The 14964-nt window shown below is 42.3% G+C and carries 17 protein-coding genes; 5 read left to right on the top strand and 12 right to left on the bottom strand.

Annotation, left to right across the window (positions count from 1 at the left end; translation table 11 throughout):
* Positions 1 to 3 precede the first annotated feature (3 nt).
* The 8 genes from ACRRU2_RS25900 to ACRRU2_RS25865 form a co-directional block, all read right to left on the bottom strand.
* Positions 4 to 1044, bottom strand: coding sequence for an ABC transporter substrate-binding protein (locus ACRRU2_RS25900; protein ID WP_331701852.1), 1041 nt, complete (start codon positions 1042 to 1044; stop codon positions 4 to 6).
* A 19-nt stretch (positions 1045 to 1063) separates the two neighbouring features.
* Positions 1064 to 1870, bottom strand: coding sequence for an ABC transporter ATP-binding protein (locus ACRRU2_RS25895; RefSeq protein WP_432506105.1), 807 nt, complete (start codon positions 1868 to 1870; stop codon positions 1064 to 1066).
* The gene (locus ACRRU2_RS25890) at positions 1846 to 2640 is read right to left on the bottom strand and encodes an ABC transporter permease (RefSeq protein ID WP_331701850.1); all 795 of its coding nucleotides are present in this window, start codon (positions 2638 to 2640) and stop codon (positions 1846 to 1848) included. Before ACRRU2_RS25890 ends, ACRRU2_RS25895 begins: the two co-directional genes overlap by 25 nt.
* Positions 2641 to 3464: 824 nt before the next feature.
* Positions 3465 to 4145 carry a hypothetical protein gene (locus ACRRU2_RS25885; protein ID WP_432506103.1) on the bottom strand — a complete coding sequence of 227 codons (681 nt, stop codon included), beginning with the start codon at positions 4143 to 4145 and terminating at the stop codon, positions 3465 to 3467.
* Positions 4142 to 5416 carry a hypothetical protein gene (locus ACRRU2_RS25880; RefSeq protein ID WP_432506101.1) on the bottom strand — a complete coding sequence of 425 codons (1275 nt, stop codon included), beginning with the start codon at positions 5414 to 5416 and terminating at the stop codon, positions 4142 to 4144. Before ACRRU2_RS25880 ends, ACRRU2_RS25885 begins: the two co-directional genes overlap by 4 nt.
* On the bottom strand, positions 5413 to 6288 hold the full coding sequence (locus ACRRU2_RS25875) for an ABC transporter ATP-binding protein (RefSeq protein ID WP_432506099.1): 876 nt from the start codon (positions 6286 to 6288) through the stop codon (positions 5413 to 5415). Before ACRRU2_RS25875 ends, ACRRU2_RS25880 begins: the two co-directional genes overlap by 4 nt.
* 38 nt (positions 6289 to 6326) lie before the next feature.
* Entirely contained in the window at positions 6327 to 6650 is a 324-nt protein-coding gene (locus tag ACRRU2_RS25870) for a hypothetical protein (RefSeq protein WP_432506097.1), read from the bottom strand.
* Positions 6628 to 7200, bottom strand: coding sequence for an RNA polymerase sigma factor (locus ACRRU2_RS25865; RefSeq protein ID WP_432506095.1), 573 nt, complete (start codon positions 7198 to 7200; stop codon positions 6628 to 6630). Before ACRRU2_RS25865 ends, ACRRU2_RS25870 begins: the two co-directional genes overlap by 23 nt.
* Before the next feature lie 214 nt (positions 7201 to 7414).
* Between ACRRU2_RS25865 and ACRRU2_RS25860 the strand changes: the two genes are divergently transcribed.
* The 5 genes from ACRRU2_RS25860 to ACRRU2_RS25840 all read left to right on the top strand — a co-directional run bounded on the left by ACRRU2_RS25860 (position 7415) and on the right by ACRRU2_RS25840 (position 12085).
* Positions 7415 to 8371, top strand: coding sequence for a class 1 isoprenoid biosynthesis enzyme (locus tag ACRRU2_RS25860; protein WP_331701842.1), 957 nt, complete (start codon positions 7415 to 7417; stop codon positions 8369 to 8371).
* 102 nt (positions 8372 to 8473) lie between these two features.
* On the top strand, positions 8474 to 8653 hold the full coding sequence (locus tag ACRRU2_RS25855) for a hypothetical protein (RefSeq protein WP_432506093.1): 180 nt from the start codon (positions 8474 to 8476) through the stop codon (positions 8651 to 8653).
* Positions 8654 to 8659: 6 nt separating this feature from the next.
* Positions 8660 to 10816 carry a sensor histidine kinase gene (locus ACRRU2_RS25850; protein WP_432506091.1) on the top strand — a complete coding sequence of 719 codons (2157 nt, stop codon included), beginning with the start codon at positions 8660 to 8662 and terminating at the stop codon, positions 10814 to 10816.
* A 7-nt stretch (positions 10817 to 10823) separates the two neighbouring features.
* Positions 10824 to 11477, top strand: a complete 654-nt coding sequence (locus tag ACRRU2_RS25845) for a response regulator (protein ID WP_432506089.1) — start codon at positions 10824 to 10826, stop codon at positions 11475 to 11477.
* Between the two features lie 71 nt (positions 11478 to 11548).
* Positions 11549 to 12085 carry a superoxide dismutase family protein gene (locus ACRRU2_RS25840; protein WP_432506087.1) on the top strand — a complete coding sequence of 179 codons (537 nt, stop codon included), beginning with the start codon at positions 11549 to 11551 and terminating at the stop codon, positions 12083 to 12085.
* A gap of 63 nt (positions 12086 to 12148) precedes the next feature.
* Here ACRRU2_RS25840 and ACRRU2_RS25835 read toward each other — a convergent pair whose 3' ends face one another.
* The 4 genes from ACRRU2_RS25835 to ACRRU2_RS25820 all read right to left on the bottom strand — a co-directional run bounded on the left by ACRRU2_RS25835 (position 12149) and on the right by ACRRU2_RS25820 (position 14652).
* Positions 12149 to 12625, bottom strand: a complete 477-nt coding sequence (locus ACRRU2_RS25835; protein ID WP_432506085.1) for a YfbM family protein — start codon at positions 12623 to 12625, stop codon at positions 12149 to 12151.
* Positions 12626 to 12692: 67 nt separating this feature from the next.
* Positions 12693 to 13394: an MBL fold metallo-hydrolase gene (locus ACRRU2_RS25830; protein ID WP_432506129.1), complete on the bottom strand. Its 702-nt coding sequence runs from the start codon at positions 13392 to 13394 to the stop codon at positions 12693 to 12695.
* A gap of 80 nt (positions 13395 to 13474) precedes the next feature.
* A complete protein-coding gene (locus ACRRU2_RS25825; protein ID WP_432506083.1) occupies positions 13475 to 14053 on the bottom strand; it encodes a pyridoxine/pyridoxamine 5'-phosphate oxidase in 579 nt (192 codons plus the stop codon).
* On the bottom strand, positions 14053 to 14652 hold the full coding sequence (locus tag ACRRU2_RS25820; protein WP_432506081.1) for an HD domain-containing protein: 600 nt from the start codon (positions 14650 to 14652) through the stop codon (positions 14053 to 14055). Before ACRRU2_RS25820 ends, ACRRU2_RS25825 begins: the two co-directional genes overlap by 1 nt.
* Positions 14653 to 14964: the final 312 nt, after the last annotated feature.

The raw sequence follows: 14964 nt of genomic DNA, 5'->3' as shown, positions 1-14964 counted from the left end.
AAATTATTCCGCTACTTTTTTCATTAGATCAAATGTTACATAGTCTTCTACTGGTGTTTCTTTATCAAGCTGGCCACCGTCAATGAATAGCTTCTGCTGCTGCTCATACCACTTTTTAGCCGTACCGTCAGCAAAGTATCCTTGAACCTCTTTACCCGTTAACCATACGCCTGTGTCGACTTCTTGCTGTACAGAATCTTTAGGCGTGTCATTAAGCTCCGCTACATAATCAACAACCTCGTCCAGGTGCTCAACTCTGTAGTCCATTGCTTGGTGCAATGCTTTAAGGAAACGAACCGTTTTGTCCTCGTTTTTCTTCAAGAAATCTGGTGTAGCAACCCAGCTTGCAGGAAATACAAACTCATCACTGAAGCTTGCACTATCCGCAAGAACCGTAACATTGTCATTGCCTGCAGCCTTTTTAACTTCTGTAGAATAAGGAGCCCATACGATAACCGCATCAACCTTTTTAGCGATAAATGCAGATACTGCGCCTGCCATATCCATGTTGATCAGCTTCACATCGTTACGAGTCATGCCTTCTCTTTTAAGAGCTAGATCAAGTACAACATCGCCGGAAGTGCCTAGCTGAGTCGCAACTGTTTTGCCTTTCAAATCTTTAACAGATTTAATGCCTGTATCGTTTCTAACAATTAGTTCTTCAGCTTTACTTAGAACGTCCAGGGAAAGAACTTTAACTTTTCCTTGTACAGCAAGGAAATGCGCGCCGTGACCTACATAGCCAAGATCAATGTCTCCAGAAACCATGGCTGCAATCTCAGTTGGTCCGCTAGTAAATTTCACAAGCTCAATATCAAGATTTTGATCTTTAAAGAAGCCTTTTTTAATACCTGTAATAATCGCTGATGAACCGCCCATATTCGGGTGATAAGCAATACGTAATTTATCTGCTTTTTGTGTTTGCTGCTCACCAGATGGCGTGGATGAATTACTTGGGGTGTTTGTATTATTGTTTGATTTCCCACATGCTGCCAATGCAAATACTAAAACTACTGTTAACATAAGCGTGACCCATTTTTTCAAAGCAATCCCCTCTTTTCGATTATTTTTTGGCACCTAGGTATTCTTCATACACCTGATTCCAAATTTCATTCTTTATATCGTTAAACTCTTTGGACATACGGGTTTCTTGTGTCCGCGGATGTTTAAGATCGATGTCAATGATCGTCTTAATTCTACCTGGTCTTGCACTCATAACAACTACGCGGTTTGCAAGCAGTACCGCTTCCTCCACGTCATGTGTAATAAAGAAGCATGTCTTTTGCTCTTGCTCCCAAGTATTTAGAAGCTCAACCTGCAGCTGCGTACGAGTTTGTGCATCCAGCGCACCGAACGGCTCATCAAGCAGCAGCAGTTTTGGATTTACCGCATAAGCTCTGGCAATCGCAACACGCTGCTTCATACCTCCAGAAAGCTCTTTCGGATAAGAATTCGTAAAGTCTTTAAGACCTACGGATTCAATATACTTTTCAGCAATTTCTTTGCGTTCGCTTTTTCCAACCTTCTTAAGCTTTAAGCCAAACTCAACATTCTGTCTAACCGTTAACCACGGGAACAAAGCGTACTGCTGGAATACGATTCCTCGCTCCGCGCTTGGACCGCTGATCGGCTTGCCATCTATTCTAATTTCGCCTGAGGTAGGCTCGTCCAATCCGCCAAGAATATTAAGAAGCGTTGTTTTGCCGCAGCCTGAAGGACCTACTACACAAATAAATTCATTATTATTAATCGTTAAATTCGTATCATTAAGGGCTACTACTTCACCGCGGCTTGACTGATAAACTTTTCTGACTTTATCGACGACAACTTTCGGCTCACTATTCATCATACGCTCCGCACTTCCTGCCATCCTGCCAACTTCCTTTCTAAGAACAATAATGTTTTATCCAAAATAAAACCGATAACCCCGATTACAACGATACCTAAAATAACGATTTCCATTCGAAAATACAAGCTCGCTTCTTGGATCATTTGACCAAGACCTACTTGAGCGCCTGTAAGCTCTGCCGCAATCAATGTTGTAAGTGCCGCACTTAAACCCAAACGAAGCGCAACTAATATAAACGGAAATGCTGCCGGAATAATAACTTTTAAAAATATATCGCTATCTTTAGCACCAAGGACTCGCGAAGCTTTAATTAATGTAACATCAACATTACGTACCCCTTGATAAATAGAAACAACCATTACTAGAAAGGAAGCTATAAAAATAACAGTTATTTTAGCGCTTTCACCAACGCCCTGAGCAACAATGACAAGCGGGATATACGCAATTGGTGGAATCGTTCTCAAAAATTGGATCCATGGCTCAACCAGCAATCTGCAAACCTTGTACCAGCCCATTAGAAAGGCTACTGGAATCGCAATAATAAGTGCAAGAATGAATCCGCCTAGTACGCGATACAAGCTCACATAAGTATGCTCGAGCAATTTTCCATTGGAAATTTCTTTTACAAAAGCATTAAACGTATCTACAGGACCAGCGAAAACGGCACCTGCACTCGTCATAGAAACTAACTGCCACGTCAGCAATCCGAGCAACAAGGAAATCAGCAGGAAAACCCTTCCATCAATCTTGTCGATAAATTGGCCGAACTTTGTTCTTGGTTTGTTAATCATGTGCATCTTCACCTTTATCTATGCTTAATTTGTGGGGCTGTAACTATCATACTAAGTTCACCGTTTGTTCATAAGTATGAACTTCTTTACAACTTTTCATCATTTTTTGCGTTTCGTATCTGTCATTAGCATGTCAGAAATAGCTTGTTGGCGTTAAAAGAGCTCATTTTTCGTGCATTTATCGTAGTATTTGCTGCATTTGCAGCCTATTATTCGTTGCACACCGTTACGGCGCGTTATGAATAACATCCCCAGAACCTTCTCCTGGAAAATGAATAACTTCATCTTAAACCAGCCATCATTAATCGTCCTACTCTCAAGGTAATACCAAGGATAAACGGCTCCGCCGTCCTTTGGAAAGGCGGCGCGTTTACCGATGAAATATAAGAACAGGTATAAGGTAATAACTTATACTTTCTTATATTTAAATAAAAACTGGTTGTTTGATTCCTAGAATGGAATTAAACAACCAGTTTTTCACTTGTTCGATATAACGCGTAAACAGAGACTGTCGATTCATTGTGGATAGTCGCAACAAGCAATAGAAGGGGTGGCACTGCGATCAAGATTGGGATTCCGACCGCTGTTGTAGTCTAATTTTTATGAATAAATAACCCCTGTAAAAGAAAAAATTAGCCTACAAAGGCGGACGCTGCCGCTTCTCCATTCCCATTCTTGCTCTCCGTTTCCCCTTTCTCATTGCTTATAAATAGTTGCTCACAATGAATCGACAGTCTCAAATAAATGCTATTCTCATTTTACTTTTCAATCAAAACGTCCAAACTTTTGAAATAATCTACTAGTTACTTAAAACGCTAGTAATCCTAGCTAAAAGCTTTCCCCTTAATCAATCGAGGCAATAACCATGCCGAACATGTCGCACAAAGCAGAGCAACAACAAGAAGCCACAGCTTATCCCCATTCCAAGCACCATCTGACATGCTGAATAAATACACTTTCCCCGTCCATTTCCCCTTAGTCGTCCAGTCCAGCAAATACCAGGCGAATACTAGTATATAACCTCCGGAAAGGCTGCAAAAAAGAATGGCGGCCAGTAAAGCAACAGAGCCGAGCGCCAAACTATTAATCAAGGCACCAAGCATAAGCATCTCGTCATAGCTTGCCCCCAGTAATCTTGTAACCCCATAAAAAACTGCCACAATTACGGCCATATAGCATCCGGACAATAACCAACGGCATAATAAAACGATCTCAAGACGTTGTCTCTTAGCAAGCAAGCCTTCGCCTATCCCTCCAGATTCCATCAACGCCAGAGGAGGGAATAGAAGCAAAGACAACAACGCTACGAAACGTTCACCCCAATACGCCGCATCGACAGTCCCCATAAAGGAGGGATTAGAAAATGCCGCAAGCATTAAAACAATCAGTAAAGCCGCTAGCCAAAGTGGACCGGCTAAAAGACGTAGATTCCACAATAAAAGAGCCGCTGGGCTCTTTTGTTGACGAACAGAAACAGACTGTAAAGATGATAAAGGTGTGCTCATCCCTCATTCCCATTCTGCAGAAGCATCCCTGCCTGCTTTCTCCGAAGGTTAAAAACGCTTTTTGTCATTTTCCCACTGCTCCTTTTGCGTTCCCAAATTATTGTTGCGGCAGTAATCATTGCCAAAGCTAAAAAAACGTAGAATAACCGATTAGCCATAATCATATCTGCATACCGGTGAAAGGTTCCTGCCTCCGCACCAGTATTAAACCGTAAAAAGAGTTTATGCAATCTATAATCTCCAATTAAAGGGAAGACCGAAATAAACCACCATACAATTTGAAGAGGTATTACAGCAACACCACTGCCAGTTGCAATGCTAATCAGCATACCGAATGCAGTAGTCGCCATGATGGTAGGAACCAGCCATCCAGCCGCGTAAGACAGGAAAATCGGCAAAGCTGCTCCGAACGCTTCTGTTCCATCGAGCGCTGCCGCCGTTTGCCATGCTCCGACTGTCGCAAGCAGCAAATAAATAAGTGAAATAAGGATAACATGCGCCGAATAACGGGCCCCGACATAACGCCATGCCCGGATAGAGCGACTGGCAACAAGTTCAAACATTCGGCTGCTTCTATCCCGGCCCATCGCGAAAGCAGCCAGAAAAACAGGAAATAAACCAGCGGTAAGCCCCATATAATCACTGAATAATCTTGCCATTCCCGGGTAAATCTGACCATCGGCCACTCTTTCTGCGTAGTTCGTCTCTAAAACGCGATAGCTTTCCATCGCGTCTTCGAAAGTTTCAATCGGCTCGATGAATGTAACGCCTTCCCTCATGTAACTGGTCCAGCCGCCAAGCGCGCTATCCAAATCAGCCGCTATCTGCTTCGCCTCAATTCCTGTATACTTTGTTGGTTCTTTCACAACCCGTTCAAAATCGGAAATCGTCTCCTTCATATGCTCCCGATCTTTCTGCGACAATCGGCTTTTGTGTGCAAACGCCCCAAAAATAATCCTCCGCTCCATCCATCCCCTCTGCAGATCAGTCTCCAGCATCCAGAGGTAACGCTGCGCAATGAGTACGGGATCTGTTATTTCTTTAAAGCCGTATACGGGCATTGGAGGGACTTCTTCCAAAGTACCTTCCCCACTTGCCAAGAATGGATCAGCCGTTTCTGTAGGAGGTACAGGTGCCCTGCCCTCACTCCAGCTTTCTTCCGTTGCATAATTGGTCCAATAAAACAGGACAATAACGGCCAGCAGCAGATATACAACCAGGTTTCGGCTCAACATCCCTAATTCCTTGCCTAGGAGTGTCAAAAAGCTCATTGAAGTTTCCCCCTCACCTTGACCAGGCAGAGGTATCCGTCCTCCATTGTTGGCTCCGCTTCCTCCGCCTCGGCCAGGGGAGGAGATTCCGCTAGAAATCGGACACTCATGCGAGAGCCTTTGGCTACAGCGGAAACAATTCTAATTGACTGGTTTGCAGCGCGCCAATCAGCGTTGTCCACTTCTGCCGTCCATACCTTTCCCCTGGCTTGCTCCGCCAATTGTGCAATACTGCCTTGAAAGGGAACCGAGCCCTCTGTCAGTACAGTCACTTCACGGCAGGAGGATTCAATGTCTTCTACGACATGTGTAGATAAAAGTACAATCCTGTTTTCAGAAAAGCTGGCTAGCAACTGACGAAACCGTATACGCTCCTCAGGATCCAATCCTGCAGTAGGCTCGTCCACTATAAGTAATTTCGGCTCGTGAATCATGGCTTGGGCAATTCCCAGTCTTCTCTTCATCCCTCCAGACAAAGCTTTTACCTTTGTTTTGCGGTGGTTCTCCAGATTGACAGCTTCCAGCAATTCATTGATTTTCCTTTTTCGATCCACAGCCGCTTTGACACCGGAGAGAAGGGCCAGATAATCCAGGGCGTCCATCACGGTCATACCAGGATAAAAGGAAAATTCCTGAGGCAAATATCCGATAAGCTGCCTAATTTTATGTTTCTCCTTCAGTGGAACCCCATCAATTACTGCACTGCCAGATGTTGGCGTGAGCAAGGTGGCCAACAGCCTCATCAGCGTTGTTTTACCTGCCCCGTTAGGTCCGAGCAGTCCCTGCACGCCGTCCTCCCATTTCAGCGTAACGCCATTTAGTGCGGTTTTATTACCATAACGTTTGGTCAACTCATTCAACGTTATCTCCATCTTGTTCACGCTCCATTATGTGTCCTTTGTCGAATATCCTATTCCTTGTTCGCAGTCATTCGCAGCTCAATATGCTCCAACAGAAGCCCCAATGTAATGAGAACAGAGGAAAGCGGCAGGACCGCTATCATATCAAAAGAATTAATTTGCATAATATAGATGAGTCCTATTACAGCACCCGTCGTCACTCCCAGCCTGATAAGCCATTGCCTGCGCAATCGCCTGCGATTGGCCAAAACACGTTCATTTTCCCGCTGTTCATATTCCAGAACCGTCACTTTTCGATAGATGCCGCGCAAAAAGATTTCGTCATCAAATTGATTTATACTCTGATTGCCTTCAATCCCATTCCAATCTTTCATACAAACCCTCCTTTTCCACGAATGCTTTCAGCTTCTTTCTCGCCCGGAAAAGCGTAACCCGAAATCCCGCTGCCGTCTTTCCTTGTACAGCAGCCGCTTCTTTGGGAGACATCCCTTCCACATCGACCATATACAGAGCTGTCCTGTACTCGCTGCTTAAGGAACTAAGCACATACTCCCAATACTGCCTGTTTTCTTTATCCAGCACGCTCTGTTCTGGACCTGGAGCCGTTTCTCCCGTTTCTCTCCACACTTCCTCCTCCTGATCCGTACATTCCCGTCTTCTTTCTTTTTTGCGCAAATAATCCACGGACTTGTTTCGAATCAACGTAAACAAATAGGTTTTAAAGGAAGCTCGAAAATTGTATTTCCATGGATATACGTACAAGTAGGCAAAACACTCCTGAACCAAATCCTCTGCAATGTAGGGATCATGGACATACTGGCACGCAAAACGGATTGCAGGCTCCCGGTAAGCCAGAACAATGTCTTCAAAAGCAGCACGGCTGCCTTCTACAAACATTCTAAGCTTGACCTCTTCCTGGTGCATCCCGCCCTCTCCGCCTCTCAACTTTTTGACATGTCATCTCTTATTCGTCCACCGGAAGTAAATCGTTACAGTCTCACCGAAAAACGGTACATCCTTAGTCAAGGACGCGCAGCGTTTCTTCTTGAACCAAATATCTAGTACCCTAACAAAAATCAGTGTGATATGGTAATTAGAGGATGTATTGATAATTAATTCACTTTTAAGGGGGCAAGCAATGGATACTCAATTTCGCTCTAAGGAGCAGTTAACTGCAGAGAATTATGTTCACGAGGCAATCTCGCAAATTATTAATGCTCATATTTATCACGGTCAGCTCAATGAGCTTGTTCATCAATTTATTGCTTACAAAAAGGCCGAGACATCGATATGGCCCAAGCTAACTTTATATACACATCATTTGCTCGGCGGAACTTCCTCGCGTATCCATCACACAGCCGCGCAAACCGAATTAATTATTTTAAGCCTCGACATTTTAGATGATTTGCAGGATCAGGATAATACGGACCCTCCTTGGATGAGCTGTGACCATCCTATTGCAATAAACGCCGCTACTGCCCTGCTAACAGCTGCAATCGCCGGCAACATGTCCGCACCTGCTCTCAGCCCTGCTATGCTCCAGCTGATTACTGCCGCACATAATGGCCAGCATAGAGATATTGGCAATGAAGTAACTGACGAGGAGCAATACCTGCAGATGGTAAGCGAAAAATCGTCGTCCCTCATAAAGCTGGCTATTCTAATGGGTTGTCCAGATCGTAACGCTATGCATGAAAGCCAGCTTGACCTGCTTTCCAGCATGGCTGCCAATATCGGCATTGCTGCGCAGCTGGAGAATGATATAAAAAATATAACTAGAATCGATTACCGTAATGATCTTGTCCAGCGTAAAATTACACTCTCTACTTTATTTCTGCTAGAGCAAAGCGATACATACCTGCCCATTCTCCGTAAATACTATAACGAAAACTGTGAACAGCAGCAATTTCTTACTCATAAGCTTGAAATACTAGATTTTATCGAGAAATCAGGCGTCATTGAATATACAAATGCCGTCCAAATGCTTTACGCGCAGCAGGCAAGCGAGCAGCTGAATCAATTGCAGCATACGGATTCCTATTGGAAAAACCAATTTGAACAGCTGGCAATTGCTAGATTCCTCAAAAAAAATTGAGGAAACTTTCAAAAAGTTTACGGAATTCTATGTATTACCAGTCTTTCAAATATGTTAATATAGATGTAAATAATCACAATTTCATTTTAAGGGGCGATTACTATGTGGACAAAGCAATTAAAAGATTCAGCAATTGAAATGGCAAATAGCAAGCAAGCCGGCAAACCAGTCATTACAAGCTTAAAAATCTCCAATCTTTCTCCGGAAAGCAAAAAAGCACTTGAAGCTAGTTTCGCCAAATCAAATCAACAAGACAAAAAAGAAAATCCGTTCTGGGCATAATATTTTATGTTTCCTGTTTTAAAATCAAAAAAACTCATTATGATATGGGTTGGCGCAGTAATATTTGCAGTACACTTATGGCTAAGCTTTGTATCCTATCACTATATGTATTTGGGTGTTGAAGTAAGCACAACAGATTCAGATAAGTGGATCATATCCAAATTCCACTCTGGTAGTGCTGCAAATATTATTGGTCTGGAGCTGTATGACGAGGTCTTGCGCATTGATGGCAGACCCGTCATGCAGCATTTTAGTGTTCCCAAATTTCATAGTATCGAACAAGCCCGAAGTGTCGAAGTTTTGCGAGATAATTCCATTTACGAATTTACGCTTTATGATGTGGAAAGCCCTAATACTATGCAGCCGCTGCTTCTAAATGCTATAGAATTAATCATGTTTATAGTTGCTGCAGCATTATATACCAGAGCCGTTTATAGCGCTTCAACCAAACTTCTTATTCTATTATTCGTTTTAATGGGATTCATATTTATGAGCATTGAAGCATCTTCGCGTGGAGATGCAATCGCCATATATTTAATATTTAATGCATTATCCATTGTACCCGTTTTATTTGTTCATTTTATGTACCGGCTTTTAGAAGAGAAGGGACAGTCCTTTTTTCCATTCATGTTAATTAAAGTTCTCTATTACATGCTGATTCCCATTAGCTTAGCAAGATTAGTGTACTTTACTCCGCTAGCAAACTATAAGTACTATAGCTTTGACCGATTTTTTTCACTATTGTTTTTTACTACAGTATGCATATTGAGCCTAGTGTTTCTCATTTTCTTATACTTTAAAAGAAGGTACGAATATTCTTATTCTGCCAATATTATTAAAACGATGTTTTTCGCTTTTGGAATTTCCTTTACGCCTATTTTGCTGCTTTCGATTATTCCGGATTTATTTGGCGTAACAGGTGTAAGTTATTCCAATACAATTTGGGCTCTTATTTTGTTTCCTATTTTCTTTTTCTACTTTGCTTCAAGAAAGAAGCTGTTTAATTTCAAGTGGTCAGGAATTGAGAAGATGCTGATACAGTTTTTTTCTACTTTAACCCATCGCAGCAACCCAACTACGCTCGCCATGCATCAAATCATAAGAAACTTCAAAAAAATACAGCAGCTTGAGGATTTGCGCACGTTTTTCCTTCCTGAGCTGTGCAGAGTATTAAAAGTAAAACATGCTGCTGTTTGTATTAATTACTATAGCCATTTCAACTTTTTCTCTCATGGCGATATTGATAAAGAGCATCTTAAGCAAATTTTGCAAAATGATTCCGAGAGTACGATTGCAAGTGAGTATCTTATATTTGACATTGAACAGAACGCAGACTACTCCGGTTATTTAATTATTAAATATCCTAATCGTTCGCTGCTTGCGGCCTGCCAGCAGTGGCTGGAAACGCTATGCGGTCCATTATCTCTCGTTATTGAAAACATTCATTTAAGCAAGAAGCTGTCTATGCGAGTAACCAATTATATCAATGAAGCTGCTGCTGCCAGCGAACAGCCGCTTGCTGCCTCGCAGTGGATTAATAAATTAACCTTTCAATTGCAAGAAATGGAACGTGCGCGTATCGCATCCGACTTGCACGATACTGTGCTGCAGGATATCTTTTTTGCCAGACAGCGTGTCGTGAAAATTCAAGAAAAGAAACTAAATGCCAATGAAATCAATATATATTTGCAGGAGCTGACCGAGTTTCTTGATATTATAAATATCAATGCAAGGGAAGCGGCATTTCTTTTGTATCCGCATCAATTAAAAGAGGCTGGCTTTGCAGTAGCCATTTCCAACCTCATTGAAACAGAGCGCGGAATTGCGCCCTATAAGCTGCGATTAAAAATTGAACATTCAAAAAAATGGGACGCACTGCCTTCGGATATTTTACTGCAGCTATTTCGTATTTCTCAAGAGCTGCTATCCAATGCCAAGAAGCACTCTAAGGCACATAATGTATCCTTGCATTTTTATAAAACCGACTATCAGTACTGCCTTCACTATTCAGATAATGGCGTTGGCATTTCTGAACACAAGCATGAAGACACGATGGGCTGGATAGGCATTCGACAGCGCGTTGCCAATATCGATGCAAGCATTGAAGTAAAAACCGCATCTGGCAGAGGCTTATCCGTTCTAATTATATTAGCTGAGGAGTAATGATGAATTGGTAAAAGTAATTCGAGTACTTATTATCGATGATCATCCCGCAATGGCTGCTGGGCTTAAGCATATTCTGGAGCAAGATGAATCGATTCAAGTTGTAGGTCTTGCTTCCAACGGGCATGAAGGAATTGAGCTTGCTTATAGCTTAAAGCCTTCAATTGTCATATTAGATTTAAGCCTGCCCGATCGATCAGGCATTCAGGTTTGCTACCGTATTAAAGAAAAGTATCCTGCTACTCATGTCATTATCCATACGGGCTATGACTATGAGCCTTATTTCAACCTGCTGCTAGAAAATGGTGTAAGCGGCATGCTCAACAAAAGCGCATCCTCTCAAGAGGTTATTCAATTAATTCATACGGTTATAGGCGGCAGTACAATCATTCCGCTTCCTCTATTTAGACAGATGCAGCTGATTCGCTCCGAAGATGTTAAACATTATTGGGAGGCTGATCTTACAACAACAGAACAAAAGATTGTATCTCTCATTGTGCAAAAAGTGACTAATGCTGAAATTGCAGCTGCCATTAATACGAGCGAAAGCTCGGTTGAGAAGTATTTAAAAAAAATTTATGACAAGCTGGGCGTTCGAACTAAAAATGAAGCGATAGCAAAAATAAAAGAAGAGGATCGTTTCCGTCTCGCCAGTGAATAATTTCCATTTTTATGTGCATTATAATGATGTTGTATGCATCAAAACAATTGCACATAATGATGGAGGTTTCTATGAAAAGAATAATTCCGCTTTTCACTTTTTTACTTGTGCTGCATATGAGCATAGCAGCAACATCGCTTGCTGAAGAGAAAAAACAAGGCGATGCTATAATTGTTTCCATTGTGAATACAAACGGCGAAGCCATCGGCAAGGCTGTTCTAACCGAGCAGGCTGGCAAAGTATTGATTCATGTTGAGGCGGAGAAGCTTTCACCTGGCGTTCATGGCATTCATATCCATGAAAAGGGACTATGCGAGCCTCCAAAGTTTACAAGTGCTGGCGCTCATTTCAACCCAACGAGCAAGGAGCATGGATTTGATAATCCGAAAGGCTTCCATTTAGGCGATTTGCCTAATATTACAGTAGGAGCTGACGGCAAAGTAGCAGCAGATATTACATCTGCAGTAATCACCTTGCAGCCTGGCAAACCTAATTCGATTGTGAAGCCAGGCGGAACCGCTCTTGTTATTCATGCTGCGGCAGATGACTATAAGACGGATCCTGCGGGCAATTCTGGCGATCGCGTCGCTTGCGGCGTAATCAAGTAAAGCTTTAAATACAGATGGAGCTCTAATAGATCACATTGACCTGTTAGAGCTCCCTCTAGGTTTCTACGATATCCAGAAAATAATCCCTTGATTGCCTGTTACCGCTGTTTCATAGAACGAACGCAAGTCTGCAAAATGTGCAAACATATAGGAGAAAAACTCATCCCGATCCTCGTCTTCCAAAACTGGATAGATTGCCTCTGATACCATGCCTTCAAAGTTGTATAGTTGACGCATATCAGGTTCGCTTATACCGCTAATAGCTGCCACTGCAGCAGCAACTTGTTCAGGCTTTACATAAAAAGCGCCATAATCCAGAAAATCCAGCGTCTGATCCTCCAGCAGCGGCACTACATAGCCAAGCGGCGGTTCCCCGTTGAAAACTTCCCCACACAATGTATACAAAATCGCCTGCCACGACTTGTCGATATCAAGCGACGGATATTCGGCCGGATCTAGCTCCTCCAATTGCAATTCGCCACTAGCAATCTTTACGATCGTCTCACTATCTACTGCAATATAATTACCTGTCATCCCCATCTCTAACCGCTCCTTCGTCCCTGTCATTAAACTTACAGTAATCAGCGCATCATTTTCTCCTGCCTATCTAAATCACCGTCGAGTTCACCGAAATATTCCCGCCATGATAGCAAAAATATTTTTTTGCGCCCAGATTCTTAACCTTGTTTAGAGAATGCTCCGCCTGCTCAAGATTCAAGCAAAACTGTGGATTTGCAACAATGAGCTGGCCATTTTCTGCCACAGCAGCATCTCCCGTCACTACTGCTTTTATTGCCGGAAAGTACAAGGAGATATGACCGGAAGTATGACCTGGGGTTGCTATTATTTTGCATTGATTATCCAAAATCATATCTCCATCCTGGACTGTTTGATCAACAGCAGCATGCTGCAAATTATTCAATTGCTGTACAAACCAATTGCCAAAATCAGCCGCTTCACCTGTCATCTGTTCCAGCATTTGTTCAGCCTGAACGAGCCTTTCCGACTTTTCTGCACCACAAATATATTTCGCTTCAATTGCGCTGGATATAACCTGTATCCATGGATATTTTTGTTTGAATTCATAGAGTGAACCAATATGATCATCGTCATAATGAGTTATAATAATTTGTTTCAATTGACTTATCGTAAAACCATTTTTCAGAATTTCATGCTCAATAAGCGGCAAAAAGCCAGGATATCCCGTGTCCACTAGTGTCAAGTCATTATCTTTTACAATGAGGCTGGGATACAAATAACTTTTTTGGTTGTTGAATTCATATTCAATTGGCAGTTCTAAAATTCGTATCATATGCTGTTACCTTCCTAATGTTTATCATATTAATTTAGTGTACACCGTATACCTTCCATACTATTTCTAGTAGGCTGCTAGGGTTGCAATAGTTCCTTGCTCCACTCATTCCCGACTATTGTATACCGCTCACGAAGATGCAGGCGGCTTGCTTTAAAGGTCAAAAACTCAATCATTACCGGCTTAACGGCGTATCCGCCCCAATTGCCTGGCCGCGAAATCTCCACCCCTTCTAAGCTTGCTTTTATTTTTTCAAACTGCACCTGTAGCAATTTTTCGGATATAAGGAGTTTGCTTTGCTGACAGCTAAGCGTTGTGATTTGCGCATCTCTAGGCCTTGTATTCCAATACCGATCTGCCGCTGCAGAAGAAATTTGCGACGCATGCCCAATAATCCGTACCTGATACCCGATCGCTTCCCACCAAAACGTTAAGGCCACTTTATCATTTCTCTCAATATCATGTCCTTTCTGAGAATCCAGACTCGTACAAAATATAAAACAATCATCTGCAAATTCTTTCAGGTCAACAAAGCGGCCTGACGGGAAACCTTGCTCATCAATAGTAGAAACACATACCGCACCAGGATGCTTTAATCCAATCCGCTTTACCTCATCCCACCACAGTTCAAACTTTACTATTGGGTTATTTATCATTATTCCCCCTTCTTCAAATAGCCTTTTTGCACAGCGTCATCAATAAACTGCTGGGCATACTCCCAAAGCACAGTAGATCCATCATTAATATGACGGTTATAAGCAATAACCCGATCGCTGGTTATACCGTTTTGTTTCCAAGTATGTCCTTCTGTATAATAGTTAAGCAGCATAGGCGCAAGCCGGTCGATCGCTGCCGCAAATTGCGACTCCGGACTTTCCCGCTGCTCAAACTCTTCCCAAAGAGCCTTAAGCTCCTGCCCTTGATCTTCAGGCAGCAAGTCAAAAATCCGATCTGCTGCTGCCAGCTCCCGCTCATATTTGTCTGTATGTCCCGCATCGTCATAAGCAAAAGTATCACCAGCATCTATCTCCACAATATCATGGATCAATACCATTTTAATAATTTTCAATATATCGATTTTTTCAGTGTTGGCATGCTCTAATAAAATGACTGCCATCACCGCCAAATGCCAGGAATGCTCAGCATCATTCTCCGCTCTTGAACGATCCGTAATATACGACTTACGCAAAATCGTTTTTAGCTTATCAATTTCCATTATAAAAGATATTTGCTGTTGCAATCTTTCTATGCTCATTGTTAATCCCTCGTTTACAAGTAATTCTCTTATATGAGTTACTATTATTATACAATTTTTAACGTGCTGACGTCTTAATTCTCATTTCAACATAAAAAATGGCTGCCGAGAGTTTCTCGACAGCCTGAAGACGCCGAAAGGCGTCTATATTATTATTAACTCAACTTTCGCAAAGCATAGATCGGCAATCAACTGGCGAAATTGCCCTAACGGTTGCCATCGATGCTATTCCGATTATTTTAGCTCATTTGAGCATTTAACGGTTGCCACGATCGCTATTGTACCATTTCTTGAGCAAAATCAGTGCTTTTG

This window comes from Paenibacillus sp. GXUN7292 (assembly GCF_050864975.1).
Classification (GTDB): Bacteria; Bacillota; Bacilli; order Paenibacillales; family Paenibacillaceae; genus Pristimantibacillus.
The sequence above is the reverse complement of the archived record's forward strand: the minus strand, read 5'-3'. Positions and strand labels throughout refer to the sequence as shown.